We start from the raw sequence: 13,050 nt of genomic DNA on the forward strand, positions 1-13,050 counted from the left end.
TGATTACGTTACTGTTTTTGATTTTGAGTGCCAAAAGAGTCCAAATAGATCTAATAAAAAATAAAATGAGATCTGCATATCTTTTTTTGCATTGCCTTTCAGTGAGGATAAGCCTGCTTTTACTCATAAAAAGGAATTTCAATGAAACTTAATGCGTTATATTCCAGCCTGATGTTAGGCGGTGCTTTACTCACCGCACTCTCCGCACAGGCTGACAACACCAGCGTTACTCCTTTCCACACCGCAGCTCAGGCTGTCGACAGCCAGTACTACCTGCCACCACCGCCAAAAGAGGGCAGCTCCGCGTATTCCTATGACAAGGCGGCTTATGAAAAAGGCTACGCGATGAAGGGCTCGCCGCGCTGGCAGCAAGCCACTCAGGATGCCAACCTGCACGTCGAGAATATTGCCAAAATCTTCTCGCCAGTGCTTGGGGTCACTATCAGTCCAGATGAAACCCCTGCGACCTGGAGCATGCTGCAGAAGCTGCTGATCCTCGGCGGTGCTTACGCGCCGGACGGGGCGAAAAACTACTATATGCGCACCCGTCCTTTTGTGGTGTTCAACCATCACACCTGCCAGCCCGCCGATGAACCGGCGCTGCGTAAAAATGGCTCATACCCCTCCGGCCACACCACCTACGGCACGCTGCTGGCGCTGGTGCTGTCGCAGGCAAAACCCGAGCGGGCGAAGGAGCTGGCGGAGCGCGCCTGGGAATTCGGGCAGAGCCGGGTGATTTGTGGCGCGCACTGGCAAAGCGATGTCAATGCCGGGCGTTACGTCGGGGCGATCGAGTATGCTCGTCTGCAAACGATTCCTGCTTTTCTCCAGCAGGAAAAACTGGTCAAAGCTGAGCTGAACGCGGGCTCCGGCCAGTAAACTGCACGCAGTAAAACAGGCAAAGCGGCTCAGGGTAGCCGCTTTTTAGATCAACTTTTCTTTTGCTTCATCCTGCATTATCTGCCCGACATGGAACTTGCCATGGATAAAGGATGAGCGAAACGACAATGAATGTTTATGCGGTTTCCAGAACGATCAGCCGTTATTTTCCTCTGTTGCTGGCCGCAAACTGCTTTGCCACCACCACCACGCTTACCGTCAATGCGCATGATGCGCCGCCACAGGAGGATGCGTGGGGCCCTGCCGCAACCATCGCCGCAAAACGCAGTGCCAGCGGCAGTAAAACCGATACGGCGCTAGAAAAAATTCCTCAGTCGGTTTCGGTGGTGACCGCTGCAGAGCTGCAGCGCATGCAGCCACAGTCGGTCAAAGAAGCCCTCAGCTACACCCCCGGTGTGACGGTGAACGCCAGCGGCAGTGCCAATCTGTTTGATAATGTCGCGATCCGCGGCTTTGGTGGGCAGCAAAATATCAACGAGTATCTGGACGGCATCAAATTGCAGGGCGACAGTTATTCACTGGCCGCCATTGACCCTTACATGCTGGAGCGCGTCGAAGTCCTGCACGGGCCTGCCTCAGTGCTGTATGGCAAGAGCAGCCCCGGCGGGCTAATTTCGCTGGTCAGCAAACAGCCGCTGGGAGAGCGCCTGCGCGAGATCCAGTTTCAGATGGGTAACCAGAATCTGTATGAGACCGGCTTCGATTTTAGCGATACTGTCGATGATGACCCGCGCTATAGCTGGCGGTTGACCGGGCTGGCCCGCAGTAACGATGCGCAGCAGGTGAATGCGCGCGAGAAGCGCTATGCGGTTGCGCCTTCCTTTCGCTGGCAGCCAAATGCGCACACCAGCCTGACGCTGTTAACCCAATTTCAGCACGAACCCGAATCAGGCTATAACGGCTGGCTGCCCCGTCAGGGCACGGTGGACCCGTTTGTCACTGCGGATGGTAAGCAGCATAAACTGTCGACCCGGTTTAGCGATGGCGAGCGCAGCGGGCGCTATCAGCATACGCAGAACCTGGCTGGCTATCGCCTGATACACGATCTCAGCGATAACTGGCAGGTGCGGCAGAATGTGCGCTATATGCATCTTGACTCGCACAGCACCGGCTTCAACGGCATCGGGTATATTGCGCCGCAAACCCTGATGCGCTCTTCAGCGCATTTTGACGAGCGGCTGAGCAATATCGATGTCGATACCCAGATGGAAGGGAAAGTCGCCAGCGGTCCGCTGGATCACCGCCTGCTGTTTGGCGTCGACTATATGCACATGCGCGATGATATAAACGGCTTTTATGGTTTCGCCGATCCGCTGGATCTGCTCGACCCGCATTATGGCAATGACAGCATCCCGGAATTGGGGCGGATGCCGCAAAAAATGCTGGATCGCCAGCAGCAAACCGGGATCTACGCGCAGGATCAGGCGCAGTGGCGGCGGTGGGTGGTGACGTTAGGCGGACGTTATGACTGGGCGATGACCTCCGCCTTTGACCGGGTTGCGCACAGCACCAACCGTCGTCACGATCGGCAGTTTAGCTGGCGCGGCGGGGTAAATTATCCGTTTGATAACGGTATTGCACCTTACTTTAGCTTCAGCGAATCTTTTCAACCGACATCCGGCAGCGATGTCCATCATCAGACCTTTTCACCTTCACGCGGCAAGCAGTATGAGCTCGGCCTGAAGTTTGTGCCGCAGGATCGCCCGATTGTGCTGACGGCGGCGCTGTTTCAGCTGGTGAAAAATAAAAATCTGGTGGTGGATACCAGCGTCGGTGCCGGAATGGGGATGGGGTCTTTCAGCAAGCAGGCGGGTAAAACGCGATCGCGCGGCCTGGAGCTTGAGGCTAAAGCGGCGGTAAACCTCAACCTCAATTTGAGCGCCTCCTATACCTTTACTGACGTGCGCTACGCGCGAGACGGCAGCGAGCAGTCAGACCGCCGCCCGTATCAGATACCCGCCAATATGGCCTCTTTATGGGCTGACTATACCTTCCACCAGACGGCGTTGAGCGGCCTGACGCTGGGCAGCGGCGTGCGCTATGTCGGCAGCAGCTGGGGCGATACGGCCAACAGCTTCAAGGTTAAACCCTATACGCTGGTGGATGCGGTAATGCGTTACGATCTGGCGCGTGTTGGCTTACCCGGTTCAAATGTAGCGTTAAATATTAATAACTTACTCGATCGTCATTATGTGGCGAGCTGCATGTCCGGCTATGCCTGCTACTGGGGGCGAGACCGCCGTATCATCGCCACCATGACCTTCCGCTATTAAATAATTCCTGACCTTGCGCAAAATTCCGCGTGCCGCTGACGGGTAAACTCTGCCCGCAGCCGCGCCGGGCGTGGCTTTTCCCTTGCGAAAGCTGCTTCGTTTCGCATATTATCCGAGCGTTATAATAATAATTATCGTTTCGTTTCACATTCAACAATCCTTGTTCAGAGAAAGCTCAATGGCCAACACGCGCAATTTTTCCACTGATTTCAATACCGTAAAGACGGCGAAACGCCAGCTGGCAGTCTTGGTTGCCTTGTCCCTGACCAGCGGCGCTGCCTTTGCCGCTGACGACACCATTACCGTAAACGCTAATGCCAGCAGCGCGCCGCAGGAGAGTCCGTGGGGGCCAGCGCCAACCATCGCCGCTAAAACCAGCGCCACCGCTACCAAAACTGCGACGCCAATTGAGAAAAACCCACAGTCGGTTTCCGTGGTCACCAGCCAGGAGATGCAGACGCATCAGCCGCTGTCGGTGAAAGAAGCGCTGGGCTACACCACCGGCGTAATGGTGGGCAACCGCGGTGCCTCCAACGTGATTGATGCGCTCTCTATTCGCGGCTTTAGCGAAACCAATACCAACCAGTATCTTAACGGCCTGAAATTGCAGGGTGATAACTACTCTGAATTTGCCATTGACCCTTACTTCCTTGAGCGCGTCGAGCTGATGCGCGGACCGACCTCGGTGCTGTACGGAAAAAGTAACCCGGGCGGTATCGTGGCAATGGTCAGCAAGCGGCCAACCACGGAGACCCTGCGTGAAGTGCAGTTCCAGATGGGTAGCGATAACCTGTTTTCCACCGGCTTTGACTTCGGCGGTGCGCTGGATGATAACGAAGCGTTTTCTTACCGCCTGACCGGCCTGGCGCGCAGCGCCGATGCGCAGCAGCAGATGAACAAAGAGAAGCGCTACACCATTGCGCCATCGTTCAGCTGGCAGCCGGATGAAAACACCCATTTCACCTTCCTGAGCTATTTCCAGAACGAGCCGGAAACCGGCTACTACGGCTGGCTGCCGCGTGAAGGCACGGTAGTGCCCATTACCGATGCCAACGGCAATCAGCATAAGCTGCCAACCGATTTTGATGAGGGTGAAGCGAGCAATAAAATCTCGCGCAACACTAAAATGGTGGGCTACAGCTTTGACCACGCGTTCAACGATACCTGGACCGTGCGCCAGAACCTGCGTTACGCACAGATGCGTACTGATTACCTCAGCATCTATGGCAACGGCCTGAATACGGCAAACAACACTATCGATCGCGGTTACGCACATTCGCAGGAAAAGCTGAACCAGTTTGCCGTGGATACTCAGGCACAGGCGAAGTTTGCTACCGCGCAGCTGGACCATACGCTGCTGATGGGCGTGGATTACCAGCGTTCGCGTAACGATATCGATGCCATCTTTGGCGCTGCTGCTCCGCTGGATGCACTCAATCCGGTGTATGGTAACGACCAGCCAACGGCGCTGTATAACCCGTACCAGTATCTGAATAAGCAGGAACAGACCGGTCTGTACGCGCAGGATCAGATGGAGTGGGACCGCTGGGTGCTGACGCTGGGCGGGCGCTACGATTACCTCACCATGTCTGCCTTTGACCGTAACGGCAGCGAGAATAAAACCCACGACCAGGCCTTCACCTGGCGCGGCGGCGTTAACTACGTCTTCGATAACGGTATCGCCCCTTACTTCAGCTACAGCGAGTCGTTTATCCCGAATACCGGCACCACGCTCGGCGGCGAAACTTTCCAGCCATCGCGCGCCAAACAGTATGAAGCCGGGGTGAAATACGTACCGAAAGATCGTCCCATCGTGCTGACCGGGGCAATCTACCAGCTGACCAAAAACAACAATCTGATGGGTGACCCGACGGCACCGCTGTTCAGCGTGCAGGGCGGCGAAATCCGCTCACGCGGCTTTGAATTTGAAGCCAAGGCCGCCGTCAATGCCAACGTCAACGTGACGGCTTCTTACAGCTATACCGATGCGCAATACACCGAAGACAACTATCTGCGTGGTAAAACCCCGGTGCAGGTGCCGAAGCATATGGCTTCACTGTGGGGGGATTACACCTTCCACGAAACGGCGCTCTCCGGCCTGACGCTGGGTACCGGTCTGCGTTACGTCGGTGAGAGCAAAGGTCTGTATCGCCACCAGGACAGCAACGGTGCTAACCAGGATCAGAACTTCGACGTCGCGGGCTATACGCTGGTGGATGCGGTCGTGAAATACGATCTGGCACGCTTTGGCCTGCCGGGTTCATCGGTGGGGGTTAACGTCAATAACCTGTTTGACCGCGAGTATGTGGCCAGCTGCTACCGCGAGCACGCCTGCTACTGGGGCGCGGAACGTCAGATTGTGGGTACCGCCACCTTCCGTTTCTAACTCTCTTATCGGGCGCGGTACGCTGCGCCCGCCAATCAGAAGAAAACCATGCCACATCAGTCTGCTACAGAAACCACCTTCACCCTGGATAACGTCAGCTTTGCCGTACCGGGCAGAACCCTGTTACAGCCCTTGTCGCTGGCCTTTCCCGCCGGAAAAGTGTGTGGCCTGATCGGCCATAACGGCTCCGGAAAATCGACGCTGTTGAAAATGCTCGGTCGCCACCATGCGGCATCAGCAGGGCAGGTGCGACTTAACCAGCAGCCGCTCGACAGCTGGAGCAGCAAAGCCTTTGCCCGCGAAGTGGCGTATCTGCCGCAGCAGCTTCCCGCTGCGGAAGGGATGACGGTACGCGAGCTGGTGGCGATTGGACGTTATCCGTGGCACGGCGCGCTAGGGCGCTATGGCGCGGAGGATCGTCAGCGTGTTGATGAAGCGATTGCGCTGGTCGGCCTGAAACCGTTGGCCAGCCGTCTGGTCGACAGCCTCTCCGGCGGCGAGCGTCAGCGCGCATGGATTGCCATGCTGGTTGCACAGAACAGCCGCTGTCTGCTGCTGGATGAACCGACCTCGGCTCTGGACATCGCCCATCAGGTTGACGTGCTGGCGCTGATCCAGCGTCTCAGCCGTGAACGGGGCCTGACGGTGATCGCGGTGCTGCACGATCTCAATATGGCGGCCCGCTACTGCGATCATATGGTGGCGCTGCGCCACGGTGAGATGATCGCCCAGGGCGAGCCGCAGGCGATCATGCAGGGTGACGTGCTGGGGGAAATTTATGGTATCCCGATGGGTATTTTACCGCACCCGAATGGCGGCGCGCCGGTGAGTTTTGTTTACTAAGGGTTGGATGTTGTGATGCCGGATATTTCGCGTCGCCGTCTGCTGACGGCACTGGCCTGTTCCCCGCTGCTGGCCCAGCTTCCCCGCTCTGCATATGCTGCTGATGAGCAGCGCATTATTGCGCTGGAGTGGCTCCCGCTCGAACTGCTGATGGCGCTTGGCGTGACGCCCACTGGCGCGTCTGAACTGCACGGTTATCGCAACTGGGTGGGGGAGCCGGTCCTGCCGCCGTCGGTGGTGGATGTGGGGCTGCGTAGCGAACCGAACCTTGAACTCATCACCCAGCTGAAGCCCTCGCTGATCCTCTTTTCACAAGGTTATGGCCCGGACCCGACACGTTTTCAGCGCATCGCGCCGGGCATGGGCTTCACCTTTAACGACGGTAACGGCAAGCCGCTGACCAGCGCCCGTCAGTCGCTGATGGCGCTGGCGCAGCGCATCAACCGCGTGCCGCAGGCTGAAGCCCATCTGGCCGAACTGGATGCACTGATCGCGCGCGTGAAGGCCCGCCTGGCCCGCCGCCAGCAGCGGCCTCTGCTGCTGATGTCTATTCTCGACCCGCGTCATGCGATTGTCTTCACCGCCAACGGCCTGTTCCAGCAGGTGATGGATGCGCTGGGGCTGGTGAATGCATGGCAGGGGGAGACCACCTTTTGGGGAAGTGCGGTGATTGGAATTGAACGACTGGCAGATCGGCACGATGTTGAGGCGATCTGCTTCGAGCACGGCAATGCAAATTTGATGAAACAGGTCACTGCCTCCGACCTGTGGCGTTCGATGCCCTTTGTGCGCGCGCAGCGCTTCACCGAAGTGCCGCGCGTCTGGTTCTATGGGGCGACGCTCTCGGCGATGCAGCTGCTCTACACGCTTGACCGCGTGCTGGGAGGGGAGTGATGCGCCAGTACCGTTTACCGATCGCGCTGCTGCTGCTGCTGTTTATCGCCGCGCTGGCGCTAACGCTCACCAACCTGCAACACCAGCTGCCTGCCGAACAGTGGCTGACGGCGCTGCGCGCGCCGGATATGAACAATATCGAGCAGATGGTATTCCACTACAGCCTGCTGCCGCGCCTGTCGCTGTCGCTGCTGGCCGGCGCCGGGCTGGGGCTGGTGGGGCTGCTGTTCCAGCAGGTGCTGCGCAATCCGCTGGCGGAACCGGCGACGCTGGGCGTGGCGAGCGGGGCGCAATTGGGCATTACCGTGGTGACGCTGTGGAGCGTGCCGGGCGGCATGCTGACGCAGCAGCTGGCGGCGACCTTTGGTGCCATCGCGGTTGGCGTGGTGGTGTTTGGCGTGGCGTGGGGCAAACGGATGTCGCCGGTAACGCTGATCCTCGCCGGGCTGGTGCTGTCGCTCTACTGCGGCGCGGTGAATCAGATCTTCGCTATCTTCAATCATGACCAGCTGCAAAACATGTTTCTGTGGAGCACCGGATCGCTGAACCAGATGGACTGGAGCAACGTCGAGTTCCTCTGGCCGCGCCTGCTGGGCGGTGTCCTGCTGACGCTGCTGCTGCTGCGCCCGATGACCCTGATGGGGCTGGACGACGGCGTGGCGAAAAATCTTGGCCTGGGGATTTCGCTGGCGCGCTTTGCGGTGCTGGCGCTGGCTATTCTGATCAGTGCCTCGCTGGTTAATGCCACCGGGATTATCGGCTTTATCGGCCTTTTCTCGCCGCTGCTGGCGAAAATGCTCGGCTTCCGCCGTCTGTTTGGTCGCCTGCTGGTGGCGCCGCTGATTGGTGCGCTGCTGCTGTGGCTGGCGGACCAGAGCGTGCTGTGGCTGGCGGATAAAATGGGCGAGATCTCCACCGGCACGGTGACGGCGGTGATCGGGGCGCCGCTGCTGCTGTGGCTATTGCCGCGCCTGCGCACCGGTTCGCTGCCGCCGGCGATGAATCAGGGTGATAACGTTCCTGCCGAGCGCCACCGCGTGCTGTGGTGGGCGCTGCTGGGCGGCGGCGTACTGCTGCTGCTGAGTGCGGTGGCGCTGAGCTTTGGCCGCGACGCGCACGGCTGGGTGTGGGCGAGCGGGGATCTGTGGCATCAGCTGCTGCCGTGGCGCGCGCCGCGTATGCTGGCGGCGCTGGCCACCGGGATGATGCTGGGCGTGGCGGGCTGCGTGGTGCAGCGCCTGACCGGTAATCCAATGGCCAGCCCGGAAGTGCTGGGCATCAGCTCCGGCGCGGCGTTTGGCGTGGTGATTATGCTGTTTATCGTGCCGGGTGATGCCTTTGGCTGGCTGCTGCCGGCCGGTAGCCTCGGCGCGGCGGTGACGCTGCTGATTATCTCGATTGCCGCCGGACGCGGCGGTTTCTCCCCCGAGCGCATGCTGCTGGCCGGGATGGCGTTGAGCACGGCGTTTGCCACGCTGCTGATGCTGCTGCTGGCGAGCGGCGACCCGCGGATGGCTGGCCTGCTGACGTGGATTTCCGGTTCGACCTATCAAATCGATGCGCTGCAGGCGAAGCGAACGCTGATCATTGCCGCCATCCTGCTGGCGCTGGTGCCGCTGTGCCGCCGCTGGCTGACCATTCTGCCGCTGGGGGGCGCGACGGCACGTGCCGTCGGCGTGGCGCTGACGCCATCGCGCCTGGCGCTGCTGCTGCTGGCGGCCTGCCTGACGGCGGCGGCCACGCTGACTATCGGCCCGCTGAGTTTTGTCGGCCTGATGGCCCCGCATATTGCGCGCATGCTCGGCTTCCGCCGGGCGCTGCCGCAGCAGGTGATGGCGGCGCTGTTGGGAGGTGGACTGATGGTGGCGGCAGACTGGTGCGGCAGGATGCTCTCCTTCCCGGATCAGATCCCGGCCGGATTGCTGGCGACCTTTATTGGCGCACCGTACTTTATCTATCTGTTGCGCAAGGTATAAAAAAAGGTCAGGCATGCCTGACCTTCTCGGATGTTGTCCGGGCGGGGCATGCCCCGCCCGGAGATTACCGTTTGAGCCCCGCGGCCCATGGCATGGTGGTTTACAGTTTCGCGAAGCTACGACGTGCCGCGTCGATGGTGCGCTGAATATCTTCCGGGCTGTGCGCCAGCGACATAAAGCCGGCCTCAAATGCGGACGGGGCCAGATAAACTCCCTCCTCCAGCATCAGATGGAAGAAACGCTTAAAGCGCTCAACGTCGCACTGCTGCACGTCGGCATAATGAGTCACGCTGTCGGCGTCGGTGAAGAACAGGCCGAACATGCCGCCAACGTGGTTAATCACCAGCGGGACATTCTCCTCTTTCGCTGCCGCCAGCAGGCCGTCAGCCAACCGGGTGGTCAGCTCGGTCAGGGTTTGATGCGTACCGGTGCGCGCCACTTCGGTCAGACAGGCGAAGCCTGCGGCCATGGCGATCGGGTTGCCGGACAGCGTACCCGCCTGGTAAACCGGGCCTGTAGGCGCCAGCGCTTCCATCACTTCACGACGGCCGCCAAAGGCACCTACCGGCATGCCGCCGCCGATGATTTTGCCGAGGCAGGTCAGGTCCGGCTCCACGCCGTAATAAGCCTGCGCCCCCGCCAGCGCTACGCGGAAGCCGGTCATGACTTCATCGATGATCAGCAGCGCACCAAACTCATCGCACAGCGCACGCAGGCCCGGCAGGAACTCCGGCAGCGGCGGAATGCAGTTCATGTTGCCGGCGACCGGCTCAACGATGATGCAGGCCACTTCCTGCGGATACTGCTCAAAGGCCGCGCGTACGGAGTCGAGGTCGTTGTAAGTGCAGGTCAGCGTATGTTTGGCAAAGTCCGCCGGCACGCCAGGGGAGTTAGGCTGGCCGAGAGTCAGGGCGCCGGAACCCGCCTTTACCAGCAGGCAGTCAGCGTGGCCGTGGTAGCAGCCTTCGAACTTGATGATTTTATCGCGATGGGTAAAGCCGCGCGCCAGACGAATCGCACTCATGGTGGCTTCAGTCCCGGAGTTCACCATGCGCACCATATCCATGGTCGGCACCAGCTCGGTGACCAGCGCCGCCATTTTCACTTCCATCTCGGTGGGAGCGCCGAAGCTCAGGCCGCGTTCAGCCGCTTCAATCACCGCGTTGCGGATGGCGGGGTGGTTGTGCCCCAGTACCATCGGGCCCCAGGAGCCGACATAGTCGATATAGGCTTTACCGTCTGCATCGAACAGATAAGCCCCGTCAGCGCGTTCGATAAACAGCGGTACGCCACCCACGCCGTTAAAGGCTCGCACTGGCGAGTTGACGCCGCCGGGAATTAACTGCTGCGCCTGAGCGTACAGGTTTTCAGACTTACTCATGGAACCGCTCCTGATCATTCATTAAAAAACCCGTCTATTCTAAGGTAACTTCGCGAGTCAGCCAAAGGCTGTTGCTGATTCTGACACGATTAGAGAGAAATTAAGCGCGGGCTTTACTGGCGAGAACAGGTAAGATATTGACCAATCTTTACAATAAAATGAATGGCCTATGACTCAGCACTCCACCTCAACTGATGATTTGCACGTGGTGCCTGCCCGGCGCGGCGACTTTCTGCGCCTGCTGCTGCGGCGCGATAAAACGCCGCTGGCGGTGCTGGTGATGGCCGGAATTGCCGGAACCCTGACCGGCCTGGTCGGCGTTGGTTTTGAACACGCGGTGAACTGGATTATCGGCCAGCGCGTCGGGCTGCTGGCGTCATTCAGCCAGCATCCGCTGGTGATGTACCCGCTGGCGTTTATCATTTCCGCCCTGCTGGCGGCGGTTGGCTATGGTCTGGTGCGCGCGTTCGCCCCTGAAGCCGCAGGTTCCGGGATCCCGGAAATCGAAGGTGCGCTGGAGGAGCTGCGCCCGGTGCGCTGGTGGCGGGTCATTCCAGTGAAGTTTATCGGCGGGATGGGGACGCTCGGCGCCGGGATGGTGCTGGGCCGGGAAGGCCCGACGGTGCAGTTGGGTGGCAATATCGGCCGTATGCTGCTGGATATCTTCCGCATGAAGAGTACCGAAGCGCGGCACTCGCTGCTGGCGACGGGGGCGGCGGCGGGGCTGTCGGCGGCGTTTAACGCACCGCTGGCCGGTATCCTGTTTATTATCGAAGAGATGCGCCTGCAGTTTCGCTATAGCCTGATCTCGATTAAGGCGGTGTTTATCGGGGTGATTATGTCGAGCATCGTGTTCCGGGTGTTTAACGGCGACCGGGCGGTGATCGAAGTGGGGCGGCTGTCGGATGCGCCGGTGAATACGCTGTGGCTCTACCTGCTGCTGGGGATGGTCATTGGCGTGGTGGGCGTGACGTTTAATCAGCTGATCTTTCGCATTCAGGATCTGTTTCAACGCCTGCACGGTGGCAGGATGAGTAAGGTGCTGCTGATCGGGGCGCTGCTGGGGGGCATCTGCGGCGTGCTGGGGCTGGTCATGCCTGCGGCTTCCGGCGGCGGCTCCGGGCTGATCCCGCTGGTGGCGGCAGGAAATTACACCGCCGGAACGCTGCTGTTTATTTTTATCATTCGTCTGGCGACCACGCTGCTCTGTTTCTGCTCCGGCGCGCCCGGCGGGATTTTTGCCCCGATGCTGGCGCTCGGCACGGTGCTTGGCACGGCGTTTGGCCTTGTCAGCGCGGCCCTGCTGCCGGAGTATCACTTGCAGGCGGCGACCTTCGCTATTGCCGGAATGGGGGCGCTATTTGCTGCGTCGGTGCGCGCACCGCTGACCGGCATTGTGCTGGTGCTGGAGATGACCGACAACTACCAGCTGATCCTGCCGATGATTATTACCTGCCTGGGGGCGACGCTGCTGGCGCAGTTTCTTGGCGGCCAGCCCTTGTATTCCTCCCTGCTTGCCCGCACTCTGGCTAAGCAGCAGAAACAGGAAGCGGCCGATGCCACCGCACAGGGTGGTACAGCCTGAGCTTGATTGCTCTACCCGTGTGTAAGATAATGACAACAATTATGGTCGATTTGTGACCTGTCAGGCACCCGGCCTGAAAGCATACTGGAGTATCACATGAGCGACGATGTAGCACTGCCCCTGCAATTTACCGATGCGGCGGCCAGTAAAGTCAAAAACCTGATTTCCGATGAGGACAACCCGGAGCTGAAACTGCGTGTGTATATCACCGGCGGTGGCTGCAGCGGTTTCCAGTACGGATTTACCTTTGACGACAAGATTAACGACGGTGACATGACGATTGAGAAATCGGGCGTGGCGCTGGTGGTGGACCCGATGAGCCTGCAATATCTGGTGGGCGGCTCGGTGGATTACACCGAAGGGCTGGAGGGTTCACGCTTTATCGTGACCAACCCCAATGCGAAAACCACCTGTGGTTGTGGTTCTTCCTTCAGCATCTGATCCCGCTTAAAAAAAAAGCCTCCCATCCGGGAGGCTTTTTTTTACATTGGATAATTTTACCATTCGACGGTAACTAACCTTACTTTCTGAGCCGCACTGTCTTCAACAACGTTTTGCGTAATTTTCGGCTGGGCATCAGGCTGTACTCCACAGGCAATATCCGGCTGGCGGCTGGCAGAAACAGCGCTGCCATCGACGCGGCACTGCGTGTAGATGGTTAATTTCACGCCAATGCTGCCGGTTGTTGAAGCGGCAAAGGCATGACCCGTCATCATCAGCCCGAGAGCCAGATAAACGGATTTCATATGACGATTTCCTGGTGGTGTAAACCGGGGAATTAACTCAAAGCAATAAAACGGGCGGCGGATTAT

General features: G+C 59.3%; 10 protein-coding genes. 8 read left to right on the plus strand and 2 right to left on the minus strand.

What is annotated here, in order from left to right:
* Positions 1 to 171: 171 nt before the first annotated feature.
* From J2Y91_RS12485 to fhuB, 6 genes are all read left to right on the plus strand, one after another.
* A complete protein-coding gene (locus J2Y91_RS12485) occupies positions 172 to 879 on the plus strand; it encodes an acid phosphatase (RefSeq protein ID WP_133625116.1) in 708 nt (235 codons plus the stop codon).
* A gap of 113 nt (positions 880 to 992) precedes the next feature.
* The gene (fhuA, locus tag J2Y91_RS12490) at positions 993 to 3,173 is read left to right on the plus strand and encodes a ferrichrome porin FhuA (RefSeq protein WP_253538468.1); all 2,181 of its coding nucleotides are present in this window, start codon (positions 993 to 995) and stop codon (positions 3,171 to 3,173) included.
* A 178-nt stretch (positions 3,174 to 3,351) separates the two neighbouring features.
* Positions 3,352 to 5,559: a ferrichrome porin FhuA gene (gene fhuA, locus J2Y91_RS12495; protein ID WP_133624429.1), complete on the plus strand. Its 2,208-nt coding sequence runs from the start codon at positions 3,352 to 3,354 to the stop codon at positions 5,557 to 5,559.
* A gap of 48 nt (positions 5,560 to 5,607) precedes the next feature.
* On the plus strand, positions 5,608 to 6,402 hold the full coding sequence (fhuC, locus tag J2Y91_RS12500; protein WP_048914976.1) for a Fe3+-hydroxamate ABC transporter ATP-binding protein FhuC: 795 nt from the start codon (positions 5,608 to 5,610) through the stop codon (positions 6,400 to 6,402).
* Positions 6,403 to 6,417: 15 nt separating this feature from the next.
* Complete coding sequence (fhuD, locus tag J2Y91_RS12505) at positions 6,418 to 7,296, plus strand: Fe(3+)-hydroxamate ABC transporter substrate-binding protein FhuD (protein ID WP_133624427.1); 879 nt, start codon at positions 6,418 to 6,420, stop codon at positions 7,294 to 7,296.
* The gene (gene fhuB / locus J2Y91_RS12510; RefSeq protein ID WP_133624426.1) at positions 7,296 to 9,272 is read left to right on the plus strand and encodes a Fe(3+)-hydroxamate ABC transporter permease FhuB; all 1,977 of its coding nucleotides are present in this window, start codon (positions 7,296 to 7,298) and stop codon (positions 9,270 to 9,272) included. The genes fhuD and fhuB overlap by 1 nt, the downstream gene beginning before the upstream one ends.
* 100 nt (positions 9,273 to 9,372) lie before the next feature.
* On the opposite strand, the gene hemL is transcribed toward fhuB, so the two are convergent.
* Entirely contained in the window at positions 9,373 to 10,653 is a 1,281-nt protein-coding gene (gene hemL, locus J2Y91_RS12515; RefSeq protein ID WP_133624424.1) for a glutamate-1-semialdehyde 2,1-aminomutase, read from the minus strand.
* A gap of 169 nt (positions 10,654 to 10,822) precedes the next feature.
* Between hemL and clcA the strand changes: the two genes are divergently transcribed.
* Entirely contained in the window at positions 10,823 to 12,238 is a 1,416-nt protein-coding gene (gene clcA / locus J2Y91_RS12520; protein WP_133624422.1) for a H(+)/Cl(-) exchange transporter ClcA, read from the plus strand.
* 96 nt (positions 12,239 to 12,334) lie between these two features.
* Positions 12,335 to 12,679, plus strand: a complete 345-nt coding sequence (erpA, locus tag J2Y91_RS12525) for an iron-sulfur cluster insertion protein ErpA (protein ID WP_048914981.1) — start codon at positions 12,335 to 12,337, stop codon at positions 12,677 to 12,679.
* 56 nt (positions 12,680 to 12,735) lie between these two features.
* Here the strand turns inward: erpA and J2Y91_RS12530 are convergent, their stop codons facing one another.
* Complete coding sequence (locus J2Y91_RS12530; RefSeq protein WP_048914982.1) at positions 12,736 to 12,984, minus strand: hypothetical protein; 249 nt, start codon at positions 12,982 to 12,984, stop codon at positions 12,736 to 12,738.
* Positions 12,985 to 13,050 lie beyond the last annotated feature (66 nt).

The sequence above is a fragment of the Erwinia aphidicola genome (genome assembly GCF_024169515.1).
GTDB lineage: Bacteria > Pseudomonadota > Gammaproteobacteria > Enterobacterales > Enterobacteriaceae > Erwinia > Erwinia aphidicola.

What these genes read in the sequence shown, in the direction of transcription:
- J2Y91_RS12485 (WP_133625116.1), top strand. Translation starts at nt 172, where the DNA reads ATGTTAGGCGGTGCTTTACTCACCGCACTCTCCGCACAGGCTGACAAC.
- fhuA (WP_253538468.1), top strand. Translation starts at nt 993, where the DNA reads ATGAGCGAAACGACAATGAATGTTTATGCGGTTTCCAGAACGATCAGC.
- fhuA (WP_133624429.1), top strand. Translation starts at nt 3,352, where the DNA reads ATGGCCAACACGCGCAATTTTTCCACTGATTTCAATACCGTAAAGACG.
- fhuC (WP_048914976.1), top strand. Translation starts at nt 5,608, where the DNA reads ATGCCACATCAGTCTGCTACAGAAACCACCTTCACCCTGGATAACGTC.
- fhuD (WP_133624427.1), top strand. Translation starts at nt 6,418, where the DNA reads ATGCCGGATATTTCGCGTCGCCGTCTGCTGACGGCACTGGCCTGTTCC.
- fhuB (WP_133624426.1), top strand. Translation starts at nt 7,296, where the DNA reads ATGCGCCAGTACCGTTTACCGATCGCGCTGCTGCTGCTGCTGTTTATC.
- hemL (WP_133624424.1), bottom strand. Translation starts at nt 10,653, where the DNA reads ATGAGTAAGTCTGAAAACCTGTACGCTCAGGCGCAGCAGTTAATTCCC.
- clcA (WP_133624422.1), top strand. Translation starts at nt 10,823, where the DNA reads ATGACTCAGCACTCCACCTCAACTGATGATTTGCACGTGGTGCCTGCC.
- erpA (WP_048914981.1), top strand. Translation starts at nt 12,335, where the DNA reads ATGAGCGACGATGTAGCACTGCCCCTGCAATTTACCGATGCGGCGGCC.
- J2Y91_RS12530 (WP_048914982.1), bottom strand. Translation starts at nt 12,984, where the DNA reads ATGAAATCCGTTTATCTGGCTCTCGGGCTGATGATGACGGGTCATGCC.